This is a genomic window from Mesorhizobium sp. WSM4813, assembly GCF_055811555.1.
Genome location: NZ_JBVVQU010000019.1, coordinates 1 through 17,902, shown reverse-complemented (window position 1 = coordinate 17,902; position 17,902 = coordinate 1). Strand labels below are relative to the sequence as shown.

21 protein-coding genes are annotated in these 17,902 nt (G+C 64.0%); 12 read left to right on the top strand and 9 right to left on the bottom strand.

Annotated features, from left to right (window positions below; translation table 11 throughout):
* Positions 1 to 161 precede the first annotated feature (161 nt).
* Complete coding sequence (locus tag AC0L25_RS13095) at positions 162 to 1,403, top strand: MFS transporter (protein WP_473595868.1); 1,242 nt, start codon at positions 162 to 164, stop codon at positions 1,401 to 1,403.
* Between the two features lie 79 nt (positions 1,404 to 1,482).
* Here AC0L25_RS13095 and AC0L25_RS13090 read toward each other — a convergent pair whose 3' ends face one another.
* A complete protein-coding gene (locus AC0L25_RS13090; protein ID WP_473595867.1) occupies positions 1,483 to 1,914 on the bottom strand; it encodes a winged helix-turn-helix transcriptional regulator in 432 nt (143 codons plus the stop codon).
* A gap of 88 nt (positions 1,915 to 2,002) precedes the next feature.
* Between AC0L25_RS13090 and AC0L25_RS13085 the strand changes: the two genes are divergently transcribed.
* Together AC0L25_RS13085 and AC0L25_RS13080 are read left to right on the top strand one after the other, a co-directional pair.
* A complete protein-coding gene (locus tag AC0L25_RS13085; protein ID WP_473595866.1) occupies positions 2,003 to 2,476 on the top strand; it encodes a hypothetical protein in 474 nt (157 codons plus the stop codon).
* An 84-nt stretch (positions 2,477 to 2,560) separates the two neighbouring features.
* Positions 2,561 to 3,376, top strand: coding sequence for an oxidoreductase (locus AC0L25_RS13080; protein WP_473595865.1), 816 nt, complete (start codon positions 2,561 to 2,563; stop codon positions 3,374 to 3,376).
* A 91-nt stretch (positions 3,377 to 3,467) separates the two neighbouring features.
* On the opposite strand, the gene AC0L25_RS13075 is transcribed toward AC0L25_RS13080, so the two are convergent.
* The 6 genes from AC0L25_RS13075 to hemC all read right to left on the bottom strand — a co-directional run bounded on the left by AC0L25_RS13075 (position 3,468) and on the right by hemC (position 9,791).
* Positions 3,468 to 4,184 carry a glutamine amidotransferase gene (locus tag AC0L25_RS13075; RefSeq protein WP_473595864.1) on the bottom strand — a complete coding sequence of 239 codons (717 nt, stop codon included), beginning with the start codon at positions 4,182 to 4,184 and terminating at the stop codon, positions 3,468 to 3,470.
* 11 nt (positions 4,185 to 4,195) lie between these two features.
* On the bottom strand, positions 4,196 to 4,675 hold the full coding sequence (locus AC0L25_RS13070; protein WP_473595863.1) for a tellurite resistance TerB family protein: 480 nt from the start codon (positions 4,673 to 4,675) through the stop codon (positions 4,196 to 4,198).
* A gap of 45 nt (positions 4,676 to 4,720) precedes the next feature.
* Positions 4,721 to 6,322: a heme biosynthesis HemY N-terminal domain-containing protein gene (locus AC0L25_RS13065; RefSeq protein WP_473595862.1), complete on the bottom strand. Its 1,602-nt coding sequence runs from the start codon at positions 6,320 to 6,322 to the stop codon at positions 4,721 to 4,723.
* A 10-nt stretch (positions 6,323 to 6,332) separates the two neighbouring features.
* A complete protein-coding gene (locus AC0L25_RS13060) occupies positions 6,333 to 7,829 on the bottom strand; it encodes a COG4223 family protein (protein WP_473595861.1) in 1,497 nt (498 codons plus the stop codon).
* A 316-nt stretch (positions 7,830 to 8,145) separates the two neighbouring features.
* On the bottom strand, positions 8,146 to 8,862 hold the full coding sequence (locus AC0L25_RS13055; protein WP_473595860.1) for a uroporphyrinogen-III synthase: 717 nt from the start codon (positions 8,860 to 8,862) through the stop codon (positions 8,146 to 8,148).
* A gap of 2 nt (positions 8,863 to 8,864) precedes the next feature.
* Positions 8,865 to 9,791, bottom strand: coding sequence for a hydroxymethylbilane synthase (hemC, locus tag AC0L25_RS13050; RefSeq protein WP_473595859.1), 927 nt, complete (start codon positions 9,789 to 9,791; stop codon positions 8,865 to 8,867).
* Positions 9,792 to 9,896: 105 nt separating this feature from the next.
* Between hemC and tsaD the strand changes: the two genes are divergently transcribed.
* The 6 genes from tsaD (at position 9,897) to AC0L25_RS13020 (ending at position 14,129) form a co-directional block, all read left to right on the top strand.
* Positions 9,897 to 10,982 carry a tRNA (adenosine(37)-N6)-threonylcarbamoyltransferase complex transferase subunit TsaD gene (gene tsaD / locus AC0L25_RS13045; RefSeq protein ID WP_473595946.1) on the top strand — a complete coding sequence of 362 codons (1,086 nt, stop codon included), beginning with the start codon at positions 9,897 to 9,899 and terminating at the stop codon, positions 10,980 to 10,982.
* A complete protein-coding gene (locus AC0L25_RS13040; protein ID WP_473595858.1) occupies positions 10,979 to 11,989 on the top strand; it encodes an NAD(P)H-dependent glycerol-3-phosphate dehydrogenase in 1,011 nt (336 codons plus the stop codon). The genes tsaD and AC0L25_RS13040 overlap by 4 nt, the downstream gene beginning before the upstream one ends.
* 25 nt (positions 11,990 to 12,014) lie before the next feature.
* Entirely contained in the window at positions 12,015 to 12,311 is a 297-nt protein-coding gene (locus AC0L25_RS13035) for a YciI-like protein (protein WP_473595857.1), read from the top strand.
* Positions 12,312 to 12,493: 182 nt separating this feature from the next.
* Positions 12,494 to 12,919, top strand: coding sequence for an EVE domain-containing protein (locus tag AC0L25_RS13030; RefSeq protein ID WP_473595856.1), 426 nt, complete (start codon positions 12,494 to 12,496; stop codon positions 12,917 to 12,919).
* Positions 12,920 to 12,972: 53 nt separating this feature from the next.
* Positions 12,973 to 13,572: a class I SAM-dependent methyltransferase gene (locus AC0L25_RS13025; RefSeq protein WP_473595945.1), complete on the top strand. Its 600-nt coding sequence runs from the start codon at positions 12,973 to 12,975 to the stop codon at positions 13,570 to 13,572.
* 134 nt (positions 13,573 to 13,706) lie between these two features.
* Entirely contained in the window at positions 13,707 to 14,129 is a 423-nt protein-coding gene (locus tag AC0L25_RS13020; RefSeq protein WP_473595855.1) for a DUF1761 domain-containing protein, read from the top strand.
* Positions 14,130 to 14,251: 122 nt separating this feature from the next.
* Here the strand turns inward: AC0L25_RS13020 and gcvA are convergent, their stop codons facing one another.
* Positions 14,252 to 15,187, bottom strand: a complete 936-nt coding sequence (gene gcvA, locus AC0L25_RS13015) for a transcriptional regulator GcvA (RefSeq protein WP_473595854.1) — start codon at positions 15,185 to 15,187, stop codon at positions 14,252 to 14,254.
* 163 nt (positions 15,188 to 15,350) lie between these two features.
* Here gcvA and AC0L25_RS13010 point away from each other — a divergent pair, with 163 nt between their 5' ends.
* Positions 15,351 to 15,602: a hypothetical protein gene (locus AC0L25_RS13010; protein WP_473595853.1), complete on the top strand. Its 252-nt coding sequence runs from the start codon at positions 15,351 to 15,353 to the stop codon at positions 15,600 to 15,602.
* A 137-nt stretch (positions 15,603 to 15,739) separates the two neighbouring features.
* On the opposite strand, the gene AC0L25_RS13005 is transcribed toward AC0L25_RS13010, so the two are convergent.
* Entirely contained in the window at positions 15,740 to 16,336 is a 597-nt protein-coding gene (locus AC0L25_RS13005; protein ID WP_473595852.1) for a L,D-transpeptidase family protein, read from the bottom strand.
* 83 nt (positions 16,337 to 16,419) lie between these two features.
* Between AC0L25_RS13005 and AC0L25_RS13000 the strand changes: the two genes are divergently transcribed.
* Positions 16,420 to 17,103, top strand: a complete 684-nt coding sequence (locus tag AC0L25_RS13000; RefSeq protein ID WP_029349304.1) for a response regulator transcription factor — start codon at positions 16,420 to 16,422, stop codon at positions 17,101 to 17,103.
* A gap of 221 nt (positions 17,104 to 17,324) precedes the next feature.
* The gene (locus AC0L25_RS12995; protein WP_473595851.1) at positions 17,325 to 17,780 is read left to right on the top strand and encodes a cyclic nucleotide-binding domain-containing protein; all 456 of its coding nucleotides are present in this window, start codon (positions 17,325 to 17,327) and stop codon (positions 17,778 to 17,780) included.
* Positions 17,781 to 17,902 lie beyond the last annotated feature (122 nt).

The window sequence follows — 17,902 nt, the reverse complement described above, 5'->3', positions numbered from 1 at the left end:
CCGCCCGGCGGTAACGCCACGGCGGAGCGCAAATTGTTTTGATCCAGGACAGGTTTTTGCACGCGCTCTGGGCCGAATTGCGCTAAAGACGCCTTGGTCGGACCAGCGCCCATCGTGGAAGTGCCCCGCCGGCCGACTTCTTTGCCACGGGGCCTAGATCAATGACATCCGAACTGCATCCATCGCACGACCAGCGCTATGCCGCCTTCCGCCACAAACCCTTCCTGAGTTATTGGGCGGCGCGCTTCCTCTCCACATTCGCCACCCAGATCGTATCCGTCGCCGTCGGCTGGCAGGTGTACGACCTGACCCGCGATCCATTCGATCTCGGCCTTGTCGGCATTGTCCAGTTCTTGCCTTCGCTGCTGCTGGTGCTGGTCACGGGGGTGGTCGCCGACCGTTTCGGCCGCCGCCTGATCATGGCGCTGACCGCGCTGCTGGAGGCGATCTGCGCGCTGGCCCTGCTGCTGCTGACGTTGCGCGGCCTTAGCGGGCCGGGCTTGATCTTCGGCGTGCTCGCCATGTTCGGCATCGCGCGCGCCTTCTTCGGACCGGCGGCGGCGTCGCTGTTCGCCAACCTCGTGCCGCCAGAGGATTTCGGCAACGCGATCGCCTGGAATTCGTCAGCCTGGCAGACGGCGACCATCGTCGGACCGGTCGCCGGCGGCCTGCTCTACGGGCTTTCGGCGGAAGCGGCATACGGCACCGCAGCCGTTCTGATGTTTGTCGCCGCCGTGCTGGTCTTCACCATCCCGAAGCCTGCCCAGCGCAGCGAGACCGACAGGCCGACGATGCAGACCCTGTTTGCCGGCTTCGGCTACATCTGGAGCGAGAAGATCGTGCTCGGCGCCATTTCGCTCGATTTGTTCGCCGTGCTTTTGTCCGGCGCCACGGCACTGCTGCCGGTCTATGCGCGCGATATCCTGGAACTCGGCCCATGGGGCTTGGGACTGTTGCGTTCGGCGCCGGGCATCGGTGCCATCTGCGTTGCCATCTGGCTGGCCGGACATCCGATCCGCAATCATGCCGGCGTGGTCATGCTCGGCTTCGTCGCGCTGTTCGGCGCCTCTACCGTGCTATTCGGCCTCTCCACCATCACCTGGCTGTCAATCGCAGCGCTCGCCTTGCTCGGCGCCACCGATATGTTCAGCGTCTATATCCGCGAGACGCTGATCCAACTGTGGACGCCGGACAAGGTTCGCGGCCGCGTCAACGCAGTCAATCAGGTTTTCGTCGGCGCCTCCAACGAGCTTGGCGAATTCCGCGCCGGCACCATGGCGGCGTTGATCGGCACGGTGCCCGCGGTGGTGATCGGCGGCGTCGGGGCAGTCGTTGTCGCCGGGCTGTGGGCGGTGCTGTTCCCGCAATTGCGCAAGGTGCGCCACCTCAACGGACGAAACTGATCCGGCGCATATTGATCGAGGCGCGGGCCCGCGAACGCTGAATGACCGCCACGTCTCTGCTCTCATCGACGGACAGATGCTATTCGGGCGTTGCAACGCGAATCGGGCGGGTGCCGATCTTTGCCCCTGTGACAGCATCCACGGCCACCGGCTCGATTTCTGCTCCTGTCTCAGCATCGATATATCGCGCCAAACTGCCTTCACCACGGTACTGGCGTCCCCACGCACCCAGTAAGACGAGCACCGGCAAGAAATCGCGGCCGGCGGCGGTCAGCACATATTCATCGCGCGGAGGCCGCTCCGAGTAGCGCCGCTTTTCCAGAAGTCCCTCCTCCGTCAGCGTCGCCAGCCGCCGGGTCAGAATGGTGGGGGCGATGCCCAGACTTTTCCGGAATTCGTCGAAGCGGGTGAGGCCCAGGCTCGCGTCGCGAAGGACCAACATGCTCCACGCATCGCCGACGCAGGTCAGGCCGCGGGCGATCGGGCAAGAGGTATCGGAAAGATTTTTCATGTTCGTATCATTTTGATAGTGACTTCGTATCCAAATGATAGTAACATCCTTTTGAAATGCAATCCAGCACAAAGAAGGAGTGACTTCCATGAACAGGACCAACCTTGGCGTCCGCCATCCAGAACTTAACCGTCAGCGCGTGCAATCGGCGCATCGTGTCGCCGCGGCCCAGCCGAAATCGACATCGTCCAAACGGAGCATCGCAATAATCAACCTCATCGGTGGCGCGGCGGCATTCCTCCTGGCTGCGTCCCCGTTGCATGCCGGCGAGCTGTCGGCCATGGCCGGGGAGAGTATCCATCTCGGCGGTTTTCACGGCGTCTTGCACTATACCGACGAAAATGACGGCTATCGGGTGATCGCAACGATAGCCGATGGTGAGGCCGGGCTCCCGGTGCGCTTCTCGGCCACGCTCGCTGAAGGGCAGTCGACCACGATATCCGTGCCGGGCAAATTGGGCGAGCCTGAGCAAAGTCTTGAGCTGTCGCGCTCGGGCGACAAGCTTACCGTCACCGAGGTGGGGTCGAGCTCCAACCCGACAACTGGGGCCATCGCCGAGTAATGACCCTCATCGGATCGCCGGGGCGTGCGCCATTTGTGCGCGCGACCGACGCCGGTATCCAGAACAAAGAAAGAAGCGATTTCCATGAACAAGACCAATGTAGGCGTCGCCCTGGTGACAGGGGCGTCCACCGGCATCGGGCACGCAACGGCCAAGGCCCTGCAGAGTGCGGGCTTTCGCGTGTTCGGAACCAGCCGTCGCGCGGTCGCTGCACGATCCGACGGCGTTACCATGCTGACCTGCGACGTCACCGACGACGCGTCCGTGGCGAAACTGGTCGATGACGTGCTGGCCGAAACCGGGCGTATCGACCTGCTCGTCAACAATGCCGGCGTCGGCCTGCTCGGCGGTGCCGAGGAGTCCTCGACCGTCCAGGCTCGCGCACTGTTCGACGTGAATGTCTTCGGCGTTTTCCGCGTGACCAACGCGGTTCTGCCGACAATGCGCCGTCAAGGGACGGGCAGGATCGTCAATTTGAGTTCGGTATTGGGGTTAATCCCAGCCCCCTATTCCGCGCTCTATGCATCGACCAAACATGCCATCGAAGGTTATTCCGAATCGCTCGACCACGAACTGCGCCCTTTCGGAATTCGCGTCGTGCTGGTCGAGCCCGCCTATACCCGCACGTCATTTGAAGAAAATCTCGCCAGGCCGGACCAGTTGCTTGATATCTATGATGCTGCGCGCGCTGGCATGGATGTGATCCTGCGCAAAGCGATGGAAACAGGCGATGCTCCCGAAATCGTAGCCGAGACGGTCTTGAAAGCAGCGACCGAATCCGTTCCGAGGAGGCGCTATGCGGCGGGAAAAATGGCGCGCCAGGTCAGTTTCCTGCGCCGTTTCGTCCCCGCATCCGCATTCGACAAAAGCCTGCGGAAGCAGAACGGGCTGCCGGTCTGACGTCGACAATGACATCCTGCTTCGGTAGCCGGCAGGCGTTGGCAGCGCGCGGGCACGCGCCCGGCACGCGCCCGGCACGCGCTAGATTAGTTTAGCTCAGTGCAGGTTTGCCGAAGATCGTCTGCAGGAATTCGCCGAGCCAGCGCTTCAGATGCATGTCCCAGATCAGCCGGCCGCCGAGATGATCGCGGCCCGGCTGCGCGCCGGGCAACTCGAAGCGATGCGCGCCGCGAACCACCCAGCGCTGCATCATCGCCCGGGTCAATTCGCCATGGAACTGGATGCCCCAGGCATTGTCGCCATAACGAAAGGCCTGGTTGGGATAGGTTTCGGCCGTCGCCAGCAGCGTCGCGTCCTTCGGCAGCGAGAAGCCCTCGCGGTGAAACTGGTAGACCATCTCAGGCCAGCGCATCAGCTTCTTGCCATCCTCCGTCGCTTTCAGCGGATACCAGCCAATCTCGACCAGCCCCTCGCCATGGCCCTCGACCTTGCCGCCAAGGTGGTTGACCAGCATCTGCGCGCCGAGGCAGATGCCGAGCAACGGCCGGTTCTCCCTGAGCGGAACTTTCAGCCAGTCGGTCTCGCGGCGGACGAAGTCGTCCTCGTCATTGGCGCTCATCGGTCCGCCGAACACCACGGTTCCGGCATGACCGGCCAGTGTTTCCGGCAAGGCGTCGCCAAGCGGCGGGCAGCGGAGATCGAGGTCGAACCCCTCTTCGATAAGCATGTGGCCGACGCGCCCGGGGCTCGAACTCTCCTGATGCAGCACGATCAGGATTTTTGGTCTCGGCCTCGGCGTGGATGGCATGGGTATCCTGTCTATTCGTCGCTCGACGTTCCAGTGGCACCCGGCGCTTCGGCGGCCGCCTTGCGGCGTGCCTCGACGCGGTCGTGGCGTTCGACATCCATCAGCTCGGCGACCCGCCAGACGATATTGTCCTCGAGTTCGTGCAATTCGCCATCGGCATAGACGATCTCCCACATCAGGCCGATGAAGGCTTTTCGCGCGTCCGGATCGAGCTGACGCTTCAATATGCTGGTGAAGGCGTAGAGGTCGATCGCCTCATTGTCGGCCCGCTCGCCGGCAGCCGCCAGCGCGTCGAGCTCATCGCCGCTGATCGAATAGCTTTCCGCCAGCACCGCCTTGAACCGCTCCCATTCGGCATCCTGACGCACGCCGTCGGCACTCATCACATGGTAGAGAAGGGCGGATGCGGCAACGCGCGGATCATCGGCGTTGTTGCGGGCGCTGCCAGCTGCCGGCAGGTCCTTCAGAAACGACAGAACGCGTTCGAACATCTGATTCCTACTTCCCATCGGCCAAAACTATCAAGCTCAGCTGAATCAAAACAATCGAAACTTGCGTGATGATTTTTGGTCTTCGTCGTCCGGATCGACGCCGGGATCGTCGGGCAGCCGGGCCAGTTCCTCCGCCGGTTCGACAGCTTCGGCATCCGGCGGCACCGCGGCAAACGCTGTGGCGTTGACCGGCGCAACATCGTCTTCGCCACTTTCAGAGGCCGCCGCGGTGGTCGGTCTTTCAGCCGAACCGGCGGGGTTCAGCTCGATCACATTTTCTTTTGCCGGCTTGATCGGTGTCGCGATGGTCGGCACCGCGGCGTCCGGCGCGTCCTCATCACTGTCGATGAGCTGGCCGAGCCGCTCCATCGGCGCCCGCCACTCGAAGGCGTCGAGCTTGCCGGTGATCGGCGACACCGGCGCCCAGCGTTCGGAGAGGACGCCATCGGCAACCCAGGCCGGATCGCGCGGTGCACGCACTGCCTTGGACAAAAGCTGCCGCACCTTGCCCTGATCGCCGGTCTCGGCCTCCTCGATGTCGGCCAGAAGCAGATAGGCGCCTTCGCGGCGATCAATGCGGATGGCCGCCTCGGCCTCTTTGCGGGCGGTTGAAAAGTCCTGCGCGTCGAGTGCGGCGCGCGCCACCGCCAGCGACGATTCGGCGTGGTTCTTCTTCATCTCCTGCAGCTTCTTCGCCCGGTTCAGGCGGTCGAGCACGGCATCGCCTGGCCGGGCGTGGGTGTAAAGGTCCGCGATCTCCGGATGCGGCTCGGCTTTCCACGCCGCTTCGAGGATCTTCGCGCCCTTGCGCACATCATTCTGTCTGAACAGCAGTTTGGCCGCGATCACCGCTGCCGGCGCGAAATCCGGCCGCAGCCGGTTGGCCTCCAGAGCAGCGGTTTTGGCGGCATTGGGATCGCTGTCGATCAGCGCCTGCGCCTTAGCAGTGAGCAGCACGGCGCGACGCCGGTTGGCGGCATCGCGTTCGATCTGGCGCGTCGATTTCTGCGCCTCGACCAGTTTCAGCGCGCCGTCCCAGTCGCCGCGCCCGGTCAGGTCCTCCAGCGTCGATTCGGCGGCCCAGGCCAGCTGCGGCGCCATCGCCGCGGCGCGGCCGGCGTAGTGCCGCGCCGCGTTGCGATCGCCGAGGCGCTCGGCCTCGAGATAGAGCCCGCGCAGGCCGAGCAGCCGCATTTCGGGATCGTCGAGCATGGTCTCGAACTTTTCGCGGGCACCCTCATGGTCACCTTCCAGCAGCGAAGCTTGCGCCTCGAGCAGATGGATCAGCGGCTCCTGGTCGGAGCGGATCAGCTTTGCCGCTTCCTTGGTCTTCTTGCGGGCGAGCGCTCCGTCACCGGCGCCGGCGGCGATCATGCCGGTCGACAGCGCCTGGTAGCCGCGATCGCGACGGCGCACGCGGAAATAGCGGGAGATCGTGTAGGGGCTGTTCCACAGCGCCTTGACCAGCCACCAGACGATCATCACCGCGGCAACCACGGCAACGACCGCCACTGCCGCCACCATCAGGCTGACCTGGTATTGATAGCCGCTGAAGGTGACGACCATCTCGCCCGGCCGGTCGGCCAGCCAGCCGAAACCCAGCGCGAGCGCGAAAACGACGGCAAGGAAAAGCAGAATGCGAATCATCGGGTTTTCCTCACGCCTTCATCGCACCTGATATCAGCGCGTCGACCTGCTTCTCGACCTCGATCCGCGCCTTCAATTTGCCGGCAAAATCGGCGCCGGCAGCCTTCACCGGCTCGGGCAGCGTGTCGTATTCGCTGAGCGCCTTGGCGTAGTCGCCCTGATTGACCGCCACCTCCATGCGGGCGACGGTTTCCGGAGCGCCAGCGCCTTCGACGGCGCCGATCGGCCGGACCTTGACCAGTGATTCGGCGCTCGACAGCAGGTTTTGCAGGAAGCCGGCATTCTGGTCGACGGGCTCGGAGGCAGCGACCATGGCACTGGCGGCGGCGGCCACTTCGGCGGCGATCTCGGCACGGGTCGGAACGCCTTTTTCGGCATAGGGACGCAAAGCCGCGATCTCCGGCGCATCGGGTGAAATCGCCGCAAAGGTTTCGAGTTCGGCGGCGAATGGCGCACCGCGGTCGAGGGCTGCCTTCAGCGCCGAGGCGGCGATGGCGAGCGCAACCTTCGGCTGCCCGGCCTGTGCTTCGACCTTGCCGGAAAGCTGCGACACCGACTGTTCCAGCGCCGCAAGCCGGCCGTCCTGCGCCTTTGCCGTCTCACCGGCGGATTTCACCGCCGCGTCGAGCCCGGCCAGCTTTTCATTGAGCGGGCCGAGATCGACCGGGGTCGTATTGCCGGCCTGGCCAAGGGCCGCGACCGCCGTCTCGATCTGCCTGACCTTGTCGCCAAGGGCTGCAATCCCGGCAGTGTCGCCTGCTCCGCCCTGCTCGACCGCCGATTTCAGCGCCGCGACATCCGTCTTGACCTGATCCAGCGCCGACAACAGCCCTTCCACCTTGGCCGACGCATCATTGTCGCCGGCTGTGTCCTTGAGCCCGGCGATCTCGCTCTTCAGCGAAGCGATTTCGCCATTGATGCCATCGAGCGACACGCCGCCCGAGGAGACGTCGCCAGTCCCTGGCGCGCCGAGCAGGCCGGCAAACTGCAGCCCTCCGGCGGCAGCGAGCGCGATGACGCCGCCGATAATGCCGGCAGCGATGCCGTTGATGCCGCCACGCTTCGGCCGCGCTGCCATGTCTTCATTCCCTGTCTGGGTTTCCGTCGGCGCATCTTCGGTGCCGCTGGTCCCTGTCCCGCTGGTTTTGGCCGATGCGTCGTCGAAACTGTAGTCAAAGGCCCGGTTCGCAGACGCCTCCGCGCCGGCCGGATAGGTCGGTTTGGGTCCTTCAGGACCTTTGACGCCGCCCTCTGCCGGCTCTTCCGAACCGGCTGGCGGGGCCGCGTCGGCATGTTCCCACGGCTCGATGTCGGTCTGGTCGGCATGGACGGGTTCTTCAGGCGCCTCCGGCTGCGACGCGTTCTCCGATTCCTCCGCCTTCGCCTCGTCGGTCCGCCCGTTGGCGGCCTCTTCGTCGGCAACGCGCGACACGGCGCCGGGTTCGAGCTCGATGGTGACCGGCTCGCGACGGCTTTTCGAATGCCGCATCTTCGGCGTCTTGACCATGCTTGGGCTCCGCAAAATTCGCTTCGGGATGGTTCAGAAAAGGGTCTAGCACATCACCAAGCGGTGAAAAGGGGCGGCGTGATGACGCCGTGACTTCGAAGTCAGTTTTGGCAAAACGCCGCAGGGGCCGTATCTGCACTTCAGGGAGATCAGAAACAAAAAAACCCGCCTTGGCGGCGGGTCGTCGGCGCGAATGGGCACCATAAGCAAATTCTTAGCACAGCTGCCGGCACAAAGCAAGAACAAACATGCTGATCCAGGCCAGTCGCCGCAGCGCCGACGCCCGGGACGGGCAGGCAGCAGCGGCCGGCGTCGATCAGTGCCGCGCCTGCAAAAGTCCCAGCAGCGCATCTTCGCTGGGCTCAGGCGCTATCCGGATCCTGTCGCCGGCGACATCATCCAACGCCGCGGCAATTCGCGCCGACAAAGCGAAAAAAACTGTCCTCTCAAAAACGCCAAGCAGCGCCGGCCGGCCGGCCAGTGCCTGCATCGCTGTGGCCGCATTGGCCGAATAGAGCAGCACCGCCGCGACCGGCAGGCCGGACAAGCGCGCAAGAACGGCTTCGTCGGAATAGTCCAGCGCGACGGTGTCATAGGTCTCGACGGCGCGGACGTGAACGCCTGCCGCCTGCAGCCGCTGCTCGAAACCCGAAAACCGCACGCGCCCGCACAGATAGACGATGCTCTGTGCGGGGTAACCGCCGGCAAGCGCATCCGCCAGCGCCTCGGCGTCGCCCGGCCCTTCGCTGACGGGGAAGAATCCCGCAGCGTGGGCCGCTTCCGCGGTCCTTTTACCGACGGCATGGCAGGGCAAGCCGGCGAGCGCTGCGATGATTTCCTTCGGCGCGTGGCGCACGGCATTAGCGCTGGTGATGGCAACGGCCACGGCATTGTATGCGACCCCGTCTGCATCGACCGGCAGCGCCACCGTCTCGGTCAGCGGCAGCAGGATTGGCTTAAAACCCTGGTCCTCTAGCCGCTGTGCCGTGCGCGAGGCGCCCGGTTCCGGCCTCGTCACCAGGACGCGACGCATGGTCAGGCCCAGCCCTCGAAGAATTTTTCGCCGGCCTTGGCCCGTACGGTCCTGGCGGCATCCTCGCCGATGTGGGCGGCATCTTGCACCGGGCCTTCCGCCTTGACCTCATGGGACTGCGTACCGTCCGGCGAGATGATCAGCCCGGCAAAGAAAACCGTTCCCCCCGATATCGTCGCATGGCCGGCGATCGGCGTGCGGCACGATCCGTCGAGCGCCGCCAGGAAGGCGCGTTCGCAGGCCAGCGCCTGCCCGGTCGGCAAATCATGGATTGCTGTCAGCATCCTTTCCACATCGAGGTCGCCAATGCGGCTTTCGATGCAGATCGCGCCTTGCCCCGGCGCCGGCGGAAAGGTGTCGAGCGGCATCAGGTCGGTGACGACATCTTCGAGCCCGAGCCGCTTCAGCCCGGCATAGGCAAGGATGGTGCCGTCGGCGACGCCCTCGTCGAGCTTGCGCAGCCGCGTCTGCACATTGCCGCGGAACATCACCACGTCGAGGTCCGGCCGCATCCGCCGGATCAGCGCCTGGCGCCTGAGCGATGACGAGCCGACCTTCGCGCCGTGCGGCAATCCGGCGATTGTTTTCGCCGCCTTGCCGACGAAAGCGTCGCGGGCATCTTCGCGCGGCAGGAAGGCGGACAGTTTCAGCCCATCGGGCAACACCGTCGGCATGTCCTTCGACGAATGCACGGCGATGTCGATGCGGCGCGCCAGCAGCGCTTCCTCGATCTCCTTGGTGAACAGGCCCTTGCCGCCGGCTTCCGACAGCGGCCGGTCCTGGATGCGGTCGCCGCTGGTCGAGATGACGACCACTTCGAATGCCTCAACCGGCATGCCGTACGCGGCCATCAGCCGCGCCTGCGTTTCATGTGCCTGCGCCAGCGCCAGCGGGCTGCCGCGTGTTCCGATTTTCAAGGTTGTTTGCATGGCGCGCCGTCCGTGATAACCCCCGGCAGATTGAGGCCGTTTTCCGGGCTTCCTCCTAACGGGGAAAGACTGGTTGCACAATCTCTGGGGGATAGCGACGAATTGATCCGCGTTCTGGGCATTGAGACGAGTTGCGACGAGACCGCCGCGAGCGTGGTGGCGCTGGACGGCGGCGGCGCGCCGAAAATCCTGTCCGATATCGTGCTCAGCCAGATCGAGGAGCATGCCGCCTTCGGCGGTGTCGTTCCGGAAATCGCCGCGCGCGCCCATGTCGAGGCGCTGGACGGCATCATCGAGGCAGCGCTGGCCGATTCGGGCGTCGATCTCGCCGACATCGACGCAATTGCCGCGACAGCCGGCCCCGGCCTGGTCGGCGGGCTGATCGTCGGGCTGATGACGGCCAAGGCGATCGCCGCCGCTACGAATAAGCCGCTGATCGCCATCAACCATCTCGAAGGCCACGCGCTGACCGCGCGGCTGACCGACGGGCTCGATTTTCCCTACCTGTTGCTGCTGGTGTCCGGCGGCCACACGCAGATCGTCGCGGTGCGTGGCGTTGGCGACTACCAGCGCTGGGCGACAACCATCGACGATGCGCTCGGCGAAGCCTTCGACAAGACGGCCAAGATGCTCGGCCTGCCCTATCCCGGTGGACCGAATGTCGAGAAGGCAGCGGCGACCGGCGATGCCACGCGCTTCGCCTTCCCGCGGCCGATGAAAGGCTCGGCGCAGCCCGACTTTTCCTTTTCCGGGCTGAAGACCGCCGTGCGCCAGGCGGCGACGGCCATTGCCCCGTTGAGCGACCAGGACGTCGCCGATATCTGCGCCTCGTTCCAGGCGGCGGTGGCGGATGCGCTGGACGATCGTGTTTCGAGGGCGCTGAACCGATTCCGTCAGGAGTTTCCACGCGAGATGGAGCCTGCGCTCGTCGTCGCCGGCGGCGTCGCTGCCAACCGGACGATCAAAGCGACACTCGAAGCCCTGTGCGAGAAAGCCGGCTTTGCTTTCGTCGCACCGCCGCTCAAACTCTGCACCGACAATGCGGCGATGATCGCCTGGGCCGGCATCGAACGGCTGCGCGTCGGCATCGCGGGTGAGAACGCCGCCGAGTTCGTGCCGCGCTCGCGCTGGCCGCTGGACAGTATCTCTGCCCCGATGGTCGGTTCGGGCCGACGTGGGGCCAAGGCATGACCGGTAGCGGGCACAAGGCGCCAAGCGGCTGGCGCATTGCCGTGCTCGGCGGCGGTGCCTGGGGCACGGCGCTGGCACTGGCCATGCTGCGAGCCGGTCATTTCGTCCGCCTCTATGCGCGCGACCCGGAGACCGTCGCCGCGATCGACCGTGGCGAAAATCCGCGCTATCTGCCGGGCATCGCGCTCCAGCCCGGCATCGTGGCAACGAGCGACATCGAGGCCGCGCTCGACGGCGCCGACTGCGTTCTGGCGGTGGCGCCGGCGCAGTCGCTGCGCGCTATGCTCGCCACCGCGAAAGGCCCTATGCCGAACGGCATCCCGCTGGTTCTCTGCGCCAAAGGCATCGAGCGCGACACCGGCGCGCTGCTGTCGAAGATCGTCGAGGAAATCCTGCCTGGAAATCCGGTTGCCGCCCTGTCAGGCCCGAGCTTCGCCACCGACGTCGCCAGGGGGCTGCCGACGGCCGTGGTGGTCGCCGCCCGCGGCGAGGATCTCGCAGCCGACCTCGCCGCCCGCTTCTCCGCGCAGAACCTGCGCTGCTATTCGAGCGACGATCTCATCGGCGTCGAGATAGGCGGCGCGCTGAAGAACGTCTTCGCCATTGCCGCCGGCGCCGTCACCGGCGCCGGGCTCGGCGCCAGCGCCCAGGCCGCCATGGTGACGCGCGGCTTCGTCGAATTGCGCCGCATCGGTGCTGCCTTCGGCGCCAAACCGGAAACGCTGATGGGACTTTCCGGCCTCGGCGACCTGCTGCTCACCTGCTCGTCCGCCCAGTCGCGCAATTTCGCCTACGGGCTGGCGCTGGGGCAAGGCAAGCCACTTGCCGGGCTGCCCTTGGCCGAAGGTGTGCCGACGGCGGCGATCGCCGCCCGCATCGCCACCGAACGCAAGATCGACGCGCCGATCATCACCGCCGTCGCCGCCATACTGGACGGCACGATCACCATCCGCCAGGCTGTGTCGGCGCTGATGACAAGGCCGTTGAAGACCGAAACTGACGTCTAACCTCGAACGATCCGGAGATGGAAAGATGCTGTTTGCGTTGATTTGCAAGGACAAGCCTGGAAACCTGCAGGTGCGGCTCGATACGCGGCCCGAGCATGTTGCCTTCCTGGAAGGATTGAACGGCGAGAAGAGGCTGGCTTTCGCCGGTCCGTTCCTCGACGCTGACGGCAAGCCGAACGGCAGCCTCGTCGTGGTCGAGGCGCCCGATCTGGCCGCAGCACAAGCGCTGTCGGCGGCAGACCCCTACGCCAAAGCCGGGCTGTTCGAAAGCGTCGAGATCCGGCAATGGAATTGGACCTTCAACAAGCCGGCGAGCGCATGACCGTTCGTTTGCGCCGCCCCTCATCCGCCTGCCGGCACCTTCTCCCCGTGAAGAACGGGGAGAAGGGACAGTTGCAGCGCTGGCGAACCCCTCTCCCCGTCCTTACGGGGAGAGGGTAAGGGTGAGGGGCGGCGCCGACTTCAACAATGCTGAACTGACAAACGGCAACTAGGACAACTGAGATGAACTACTGGCTGTTCAAATCCGAACCCTCGGTCTTCTCCTTCGAAGCGCTGAAGGCGAAGGGCAAGGCGGGCACGCAATGGGACGGCGTGCGCAATTATGCGGCGCGCAACAACATGAAGGCGATGCAGATCGGCGACCTCGGCTTCTTCTACCATTCCAACGACGGGCTCGATGTGGTCGGCATCGTCGAGGTCTGCGCGCTGGCCCATCAGGACACGACATCAGACGATCCACGTTGGGAATGCGTCGATATCCGCGCCGTCAAGGACGTGCCGAAGCCGGTGACGCTGGAACAGGTCAAGGCCAATCCCAAGCTTGCCGAGATGGCGCTGGTCCGGCTCGGACGGCTTTCCGTCCAGCCGGTGACGCCGGCCGAATGGAAAGAGGTCTGCCGCATGGGCGGCCTGACGCCGGCTCCGTGACGGCGCTGACGCCAAACAGCGCGAAAAACTTCATCCTCGACAACACGGCGCTGATGGCGCCGCCGCATGTGCCGGAGATCCTGCTGCATCTGGCCGACGAGGCACATGAATTGTGGCAGCGGACCGAGGACGAACTGGCCGAAATCGGTCTGCCGCCGCCTTTCTGGGCCTTCGCCTGGGCCGGCGGCCAGGGCCTTGCCCGCTACATCCTCGACAATCCGTCTGATGTGCAGGGCAAGCGCGTGCTCGACTTTGCCTCCGGTTCCGGCCTTGTCGCCATTGCCGCAGTGAAGGCCGGCGCGGCAGAGGTGATCGCCGCTGACATCGATCCGTTCTGCGCGACCGCGATCCGCCTCAACGCCGAGGCCAATGGCGTCGGGATAAAGTTCCTCGGCTCGGACTGCATCGGAACCGATGCTGGCTGGGATGTGGTTCTGGCCGGCGACGTCTTCTACGACAAATCCTTCGCCGACAGGCTGATGCCATGGTTCGCGACGCTGAAGGCGCGCGGCGCCGGCATCATCGTCGGAGATCCCGGCCGTTCCTATATGCCGAAAGCAGGACTGGAGCCGCTTGCCGTCTACGAAGTGGCGGTAACCCGGGCGCTGGAAGATGCTCTGGTCAAGCGCACGACCGTCTGGCGGTTTGCTTGACGGCATCGCCGAACAGGCGTTCCATCACGCATCGATTTTGAGAATACGCATGTCGTTGTCCCAAAACCGCCGGGCACCTCCGGTTCGGGCCCGGGGGCATGCTTTTGGGCGACATGCTTCCGGGGAGGGAAATCATGGATTTTTCAGCAGTGAACTGGCTGGCGGTGATCGTCGCCGCCGTGGTGGCGTGGTTGTTCGGTGCTGCATGGTACATGGGCTTGAGTAAGCCCTGGCTCAAGGCCGCCAAGCTTGATCCGGCGACCATGAGTAAATCGCCGCTGCCCTTCGTCATCAGCTTCATTGCGGAACTTATCATGGCGCTCGTCATGTCCCTGATTATCGGAGCGATGACCGGTAGCGAACCGAGCCTCGTTGCCGGGCTCGTCTTCGGCTTCGTTCTCTGGCTCGGATTCGTCGCCACGACGTTATCCGTCAATCATCGCTACGAAGGGTTCGGCTGGGACCTGACCATCATAGACTGCGGCCACTGGCTCGGCGTGCTGCTCATCATCGGCGCGGTGATCGGCTGGTTCGGCGCGGCGGATATCGCGGGCTGACCCTGCCGTCACGAAATAATGCATGTCGCGCAAAAGCATGCCCTCGGGCCCTGACCCGAGGGTGTGCAGCGGACGCGCTTTAGTCGACGACCACCGGCTGATCACTCAGAGCGACCTAAAGCTCATCCAGGCGTCGGGTCCGGCTGCGGGTTGTGAACTTCGTTCAGGAGCCAATCCCTGAACGCCACGATCCTGGCGTCGTTGGCGGATGCGATGGGATAGACCAGGAAGTAGGCGAAGTCGGGCGGAACCCTGATGCCAAGTTCGAAGGGCCGGATCAACCGGCCTTCGGAAAGGTCGTTTGCCACCATGGCAAAATCGGCGAGTGCGACCGCATTGCCGTCGAGTGCGGCCTGAACGGCGTCGGTCGAGGTGCCGAACACGATCGTCCGGCTGTCGTCGAAATCGTCGACGCCGGCCGCCGCCATCCACATCCGCCAATTCGGCCACGTTACGCCCTGTCGCGCCCACTCGATATGGGCGAGCGTGTGATGGAAGAGATCGCGCGGCTCGCGCAGCGGCGGGCCCGAGGCCAGCAGGCCGGGGCTGCACACAGGGATGATGATGTTGTCGAACAGCCGGTGGGTGCAAAGGCCCGGATATTTTCCCGCGCCGAATCGGATGCCGACATCGACGTCGTCGAGGTCGAAATCGCGCAATTCGGAGGCAATGTCGAAGCGGAGCTCGATGCCCGGCCGCTGCTTGCGAAAATCATCGACGCGCCGCATCAGCCATTTTGTCGCGAACTGGGCGTCGAGGGTCACTTTCAGCAGCGCCGTTCCGCGCGCCATCTTGTGCGCCCGTGAGACGGCCCGGCCAAGCAGGTCGAGCGCATCGGTCGAGGCCTCGAACAGCACCGCGCCCGCCTCCGTCAGCCGGATCGTGCGGCTGGTGCGCGTGAACAGCACGATGCCGAGCTGATCCTCGATTTCCTTGATCTGGTGGCTCACCGCAGCCGGCGTCAGGCCGAGCTCATCGGCGGCGCGGGTGAAATTGAGGTGCCGGGCGGCCGCCTCCAGCGTCCTCAGTGCACGGGTTCCCGGCAGCAGGCGAGCCATCACAGTAGGACGAGGAGAGGCCGGTCGAGCATTTCCAATCCTCAAATAAAATTTGAAGATGCTGAGAAAACTACTCGTTTCTCGTTTTAATTTCAATCCGGCATGATGGGACCATCGAAATAACATCAAACCGGATTTGATACCCGGAGAAGCGGATTGCACCATGTCTCACATTGCCTTGAGCTCTGAAACCATCCGCCCTGCCTGGCTGCGCGCGACGCTTGACTGGTTTCGCCATGCGAAAGTTGCGATCACCCTCCCGCATGAGTACGTCGACGATCTTCCGGACCGCCAATTGCACGACATCGGCGCTGAACGCAAAGATGTCGCGCGCGCGATGGACCGGGAACTCGGCCGGTTGGGTCTTCTCGACATCGGCTGGCAGAGGCCGGGCAGTAGGGCAGTAGGGCAGTAGGGCAGTAGGGCAGTAGGGCAGTAGGGCAGTAGGGCAGTAGAAAAACGAAAAGGCAAGCGACACGCACGCGCAATCCTACTGACACTTTCTTCCTACCCTATTCCCCTACTGCCCTACTGCCCTACTCCCCTATTCCCCTACCTCACCACCCTCATCACCGTGCGGTCCGACAGCAGCGGCAACAGCCGGGCCATCGTGCGTGCCGTCACCGCGACGCAGCCTTGCGTCGGCGTGAAGCCGGGGCGCGCCAGATGAAAGAAGATGGCGCTGCCGCGCCCGCGGCGGCGCGGCGAAATGTTCCAGTCGAGCACCAGGCAGGCATCATAGAGCCGATCGGTGCGCAGCATCCGTTCGTGGCTGGCGCCATAGGGAATCTTGACCGGACGGTTGTAGTTGCGGTCCTCAGGTACTTCGCACCAACCGAGATCGGGACCGATCGGCGTCATCGCCAGCCGGGTTTTGCGGCCGCCGGAAAAATGATCGTTACGGAAATATCCCGACAGGATCCGCATCGACCCAAGCGGCGTGGCGCCATCGCCTTCGCGCTTGCCGGCCGATATGCCGCCGCGTCCCAGCGCACATGAAAACACCAGTTTGCCAGCCTGCAGAAGCCCCTGGCTGGCGTGGCCGGGCCTGGCGCGCACCGTGAGAACACGAAGCCCTTTTCGCAAAAATGCGCTCGCCTCATTGCACACGCGTTTTTTCTTGTATGATCGTGCCACGGAACAAATCATTGTGATCGGCTGTTGTGTCGGTCAGCTTCCGCATAAACAGGCAGCGGTCAACTGAATTTTCTTTTCAAAACAACGGATTGATCATGACTTCACGCACCATTCTGATCGTCGATGACGATGACGACCTGCGCGGCACGCTCGTCGAGCAATTGTCTCTCTATGAGGAATTCGACGTCCTGCAGGAATCAACTGCCGCCAAAGGTGTCGCCACGGCCCGCGGCGGCCTCATCGATCTGCTCATCATGGATGTCGGCCTCCCCGATATGGATGGCCGCGAGGCAGTGAAGATACTGCGCAAGGGCGGCTACAAGTCGCCCATCATCATGCTGACGGGACACGACACCGATTCCGACACGATTCTCGGCCTCGAAGCCGGCGCCAACGACTATGTGACCAAGCCGTTCCGCTTCGCGGTTCTCTTGGCCCGCATCCGTGCCCAGCTCCGCCAGCATGAGCAGAGCGAAGACGCCACCTTTTCGGTCGGCCCCTACACTTTCAAGCCCAGCCAGAAGCTTCTGATCGACCAGCGCGGCGCCAAGGTGCGGCTGACCGAAAAGGAAGCCTCGATCATCAAGTATCTCTATCGCGCCGACCAGAAGGTGGTGACGCGCGACGTGCTGCTCGAGGAAGTCTGGGGCTACAATTCCGGCGTCACCACGCACACGCTGGAAACCCATGTCTATCGGCTGCGCCAGAAGATCGAGCGCGATCCTTCTAACGCAGAAATTCTTGTGACAGAAAGTGGCGGCTACAAGCTGGTTCCTTAAACATTTAATCATTCAATCAGCGGTCGGGGCAGGGGCCGCTTTCGGGTACGATCCTGAGACTGGAGGTGGTTCTGGATCGAGCTCGCCGACGCATCGGACCAAAATCGGAATCGATTTTGAAAAGCGTCGATTTCAAAGCGTTAGAGCGTCCTTTGCGCGTCCAAAGGGAGGCTCGGCGCTGTAAGGGAGGGATTGGACTGGCCGTTCGGGGACATAGCTAGATGGCGTTGGATGACGACATCCGCATCCTGTCCACCGTGAGGCTCTTCGAGGGCTTCACGGAGGAACAGTTGCGTCTGCTCGCCTTTGGCGCGGAAACCACCAGGTTGCAGGCCGACCACAAGCTCTACCGCGAGGACGATGAAGCCGATTGCGCCTATATCGTCGTTAGCGGGCGCATCGTGCTCTATCGCGAGCAGGATGGCGCCCGCGTGCCGATAGGCACGGCCGGCCCCGGTACGATGCTGAGCGAACTGGCGCTGATCGCCGACACCAACCGGCTGACCAGCGCATCCGCCGAGATCGATTCGGAAGTGCTGCGGCTCAGCCGCAAGATGTTCCACCGCATCCTGGAGGAATATCCCGATATCGCGGTCCATCTGCACCAGCGCATCTCCGAGGATTTTCAGGAATTGATCCGGCGCATCGAGAAACTGGCGCCGCGTTTCGACAACTGAGCGGGCAGCGGTGGTACGGACTTCTGAACGCCGGAGGGACAGCGCCCCATAGGCGCTAACTTAGGGGTAGACTGGTGGAATCGAGATGTGATTCCTAGGCCAGATGCAAAGGAATGATTCCA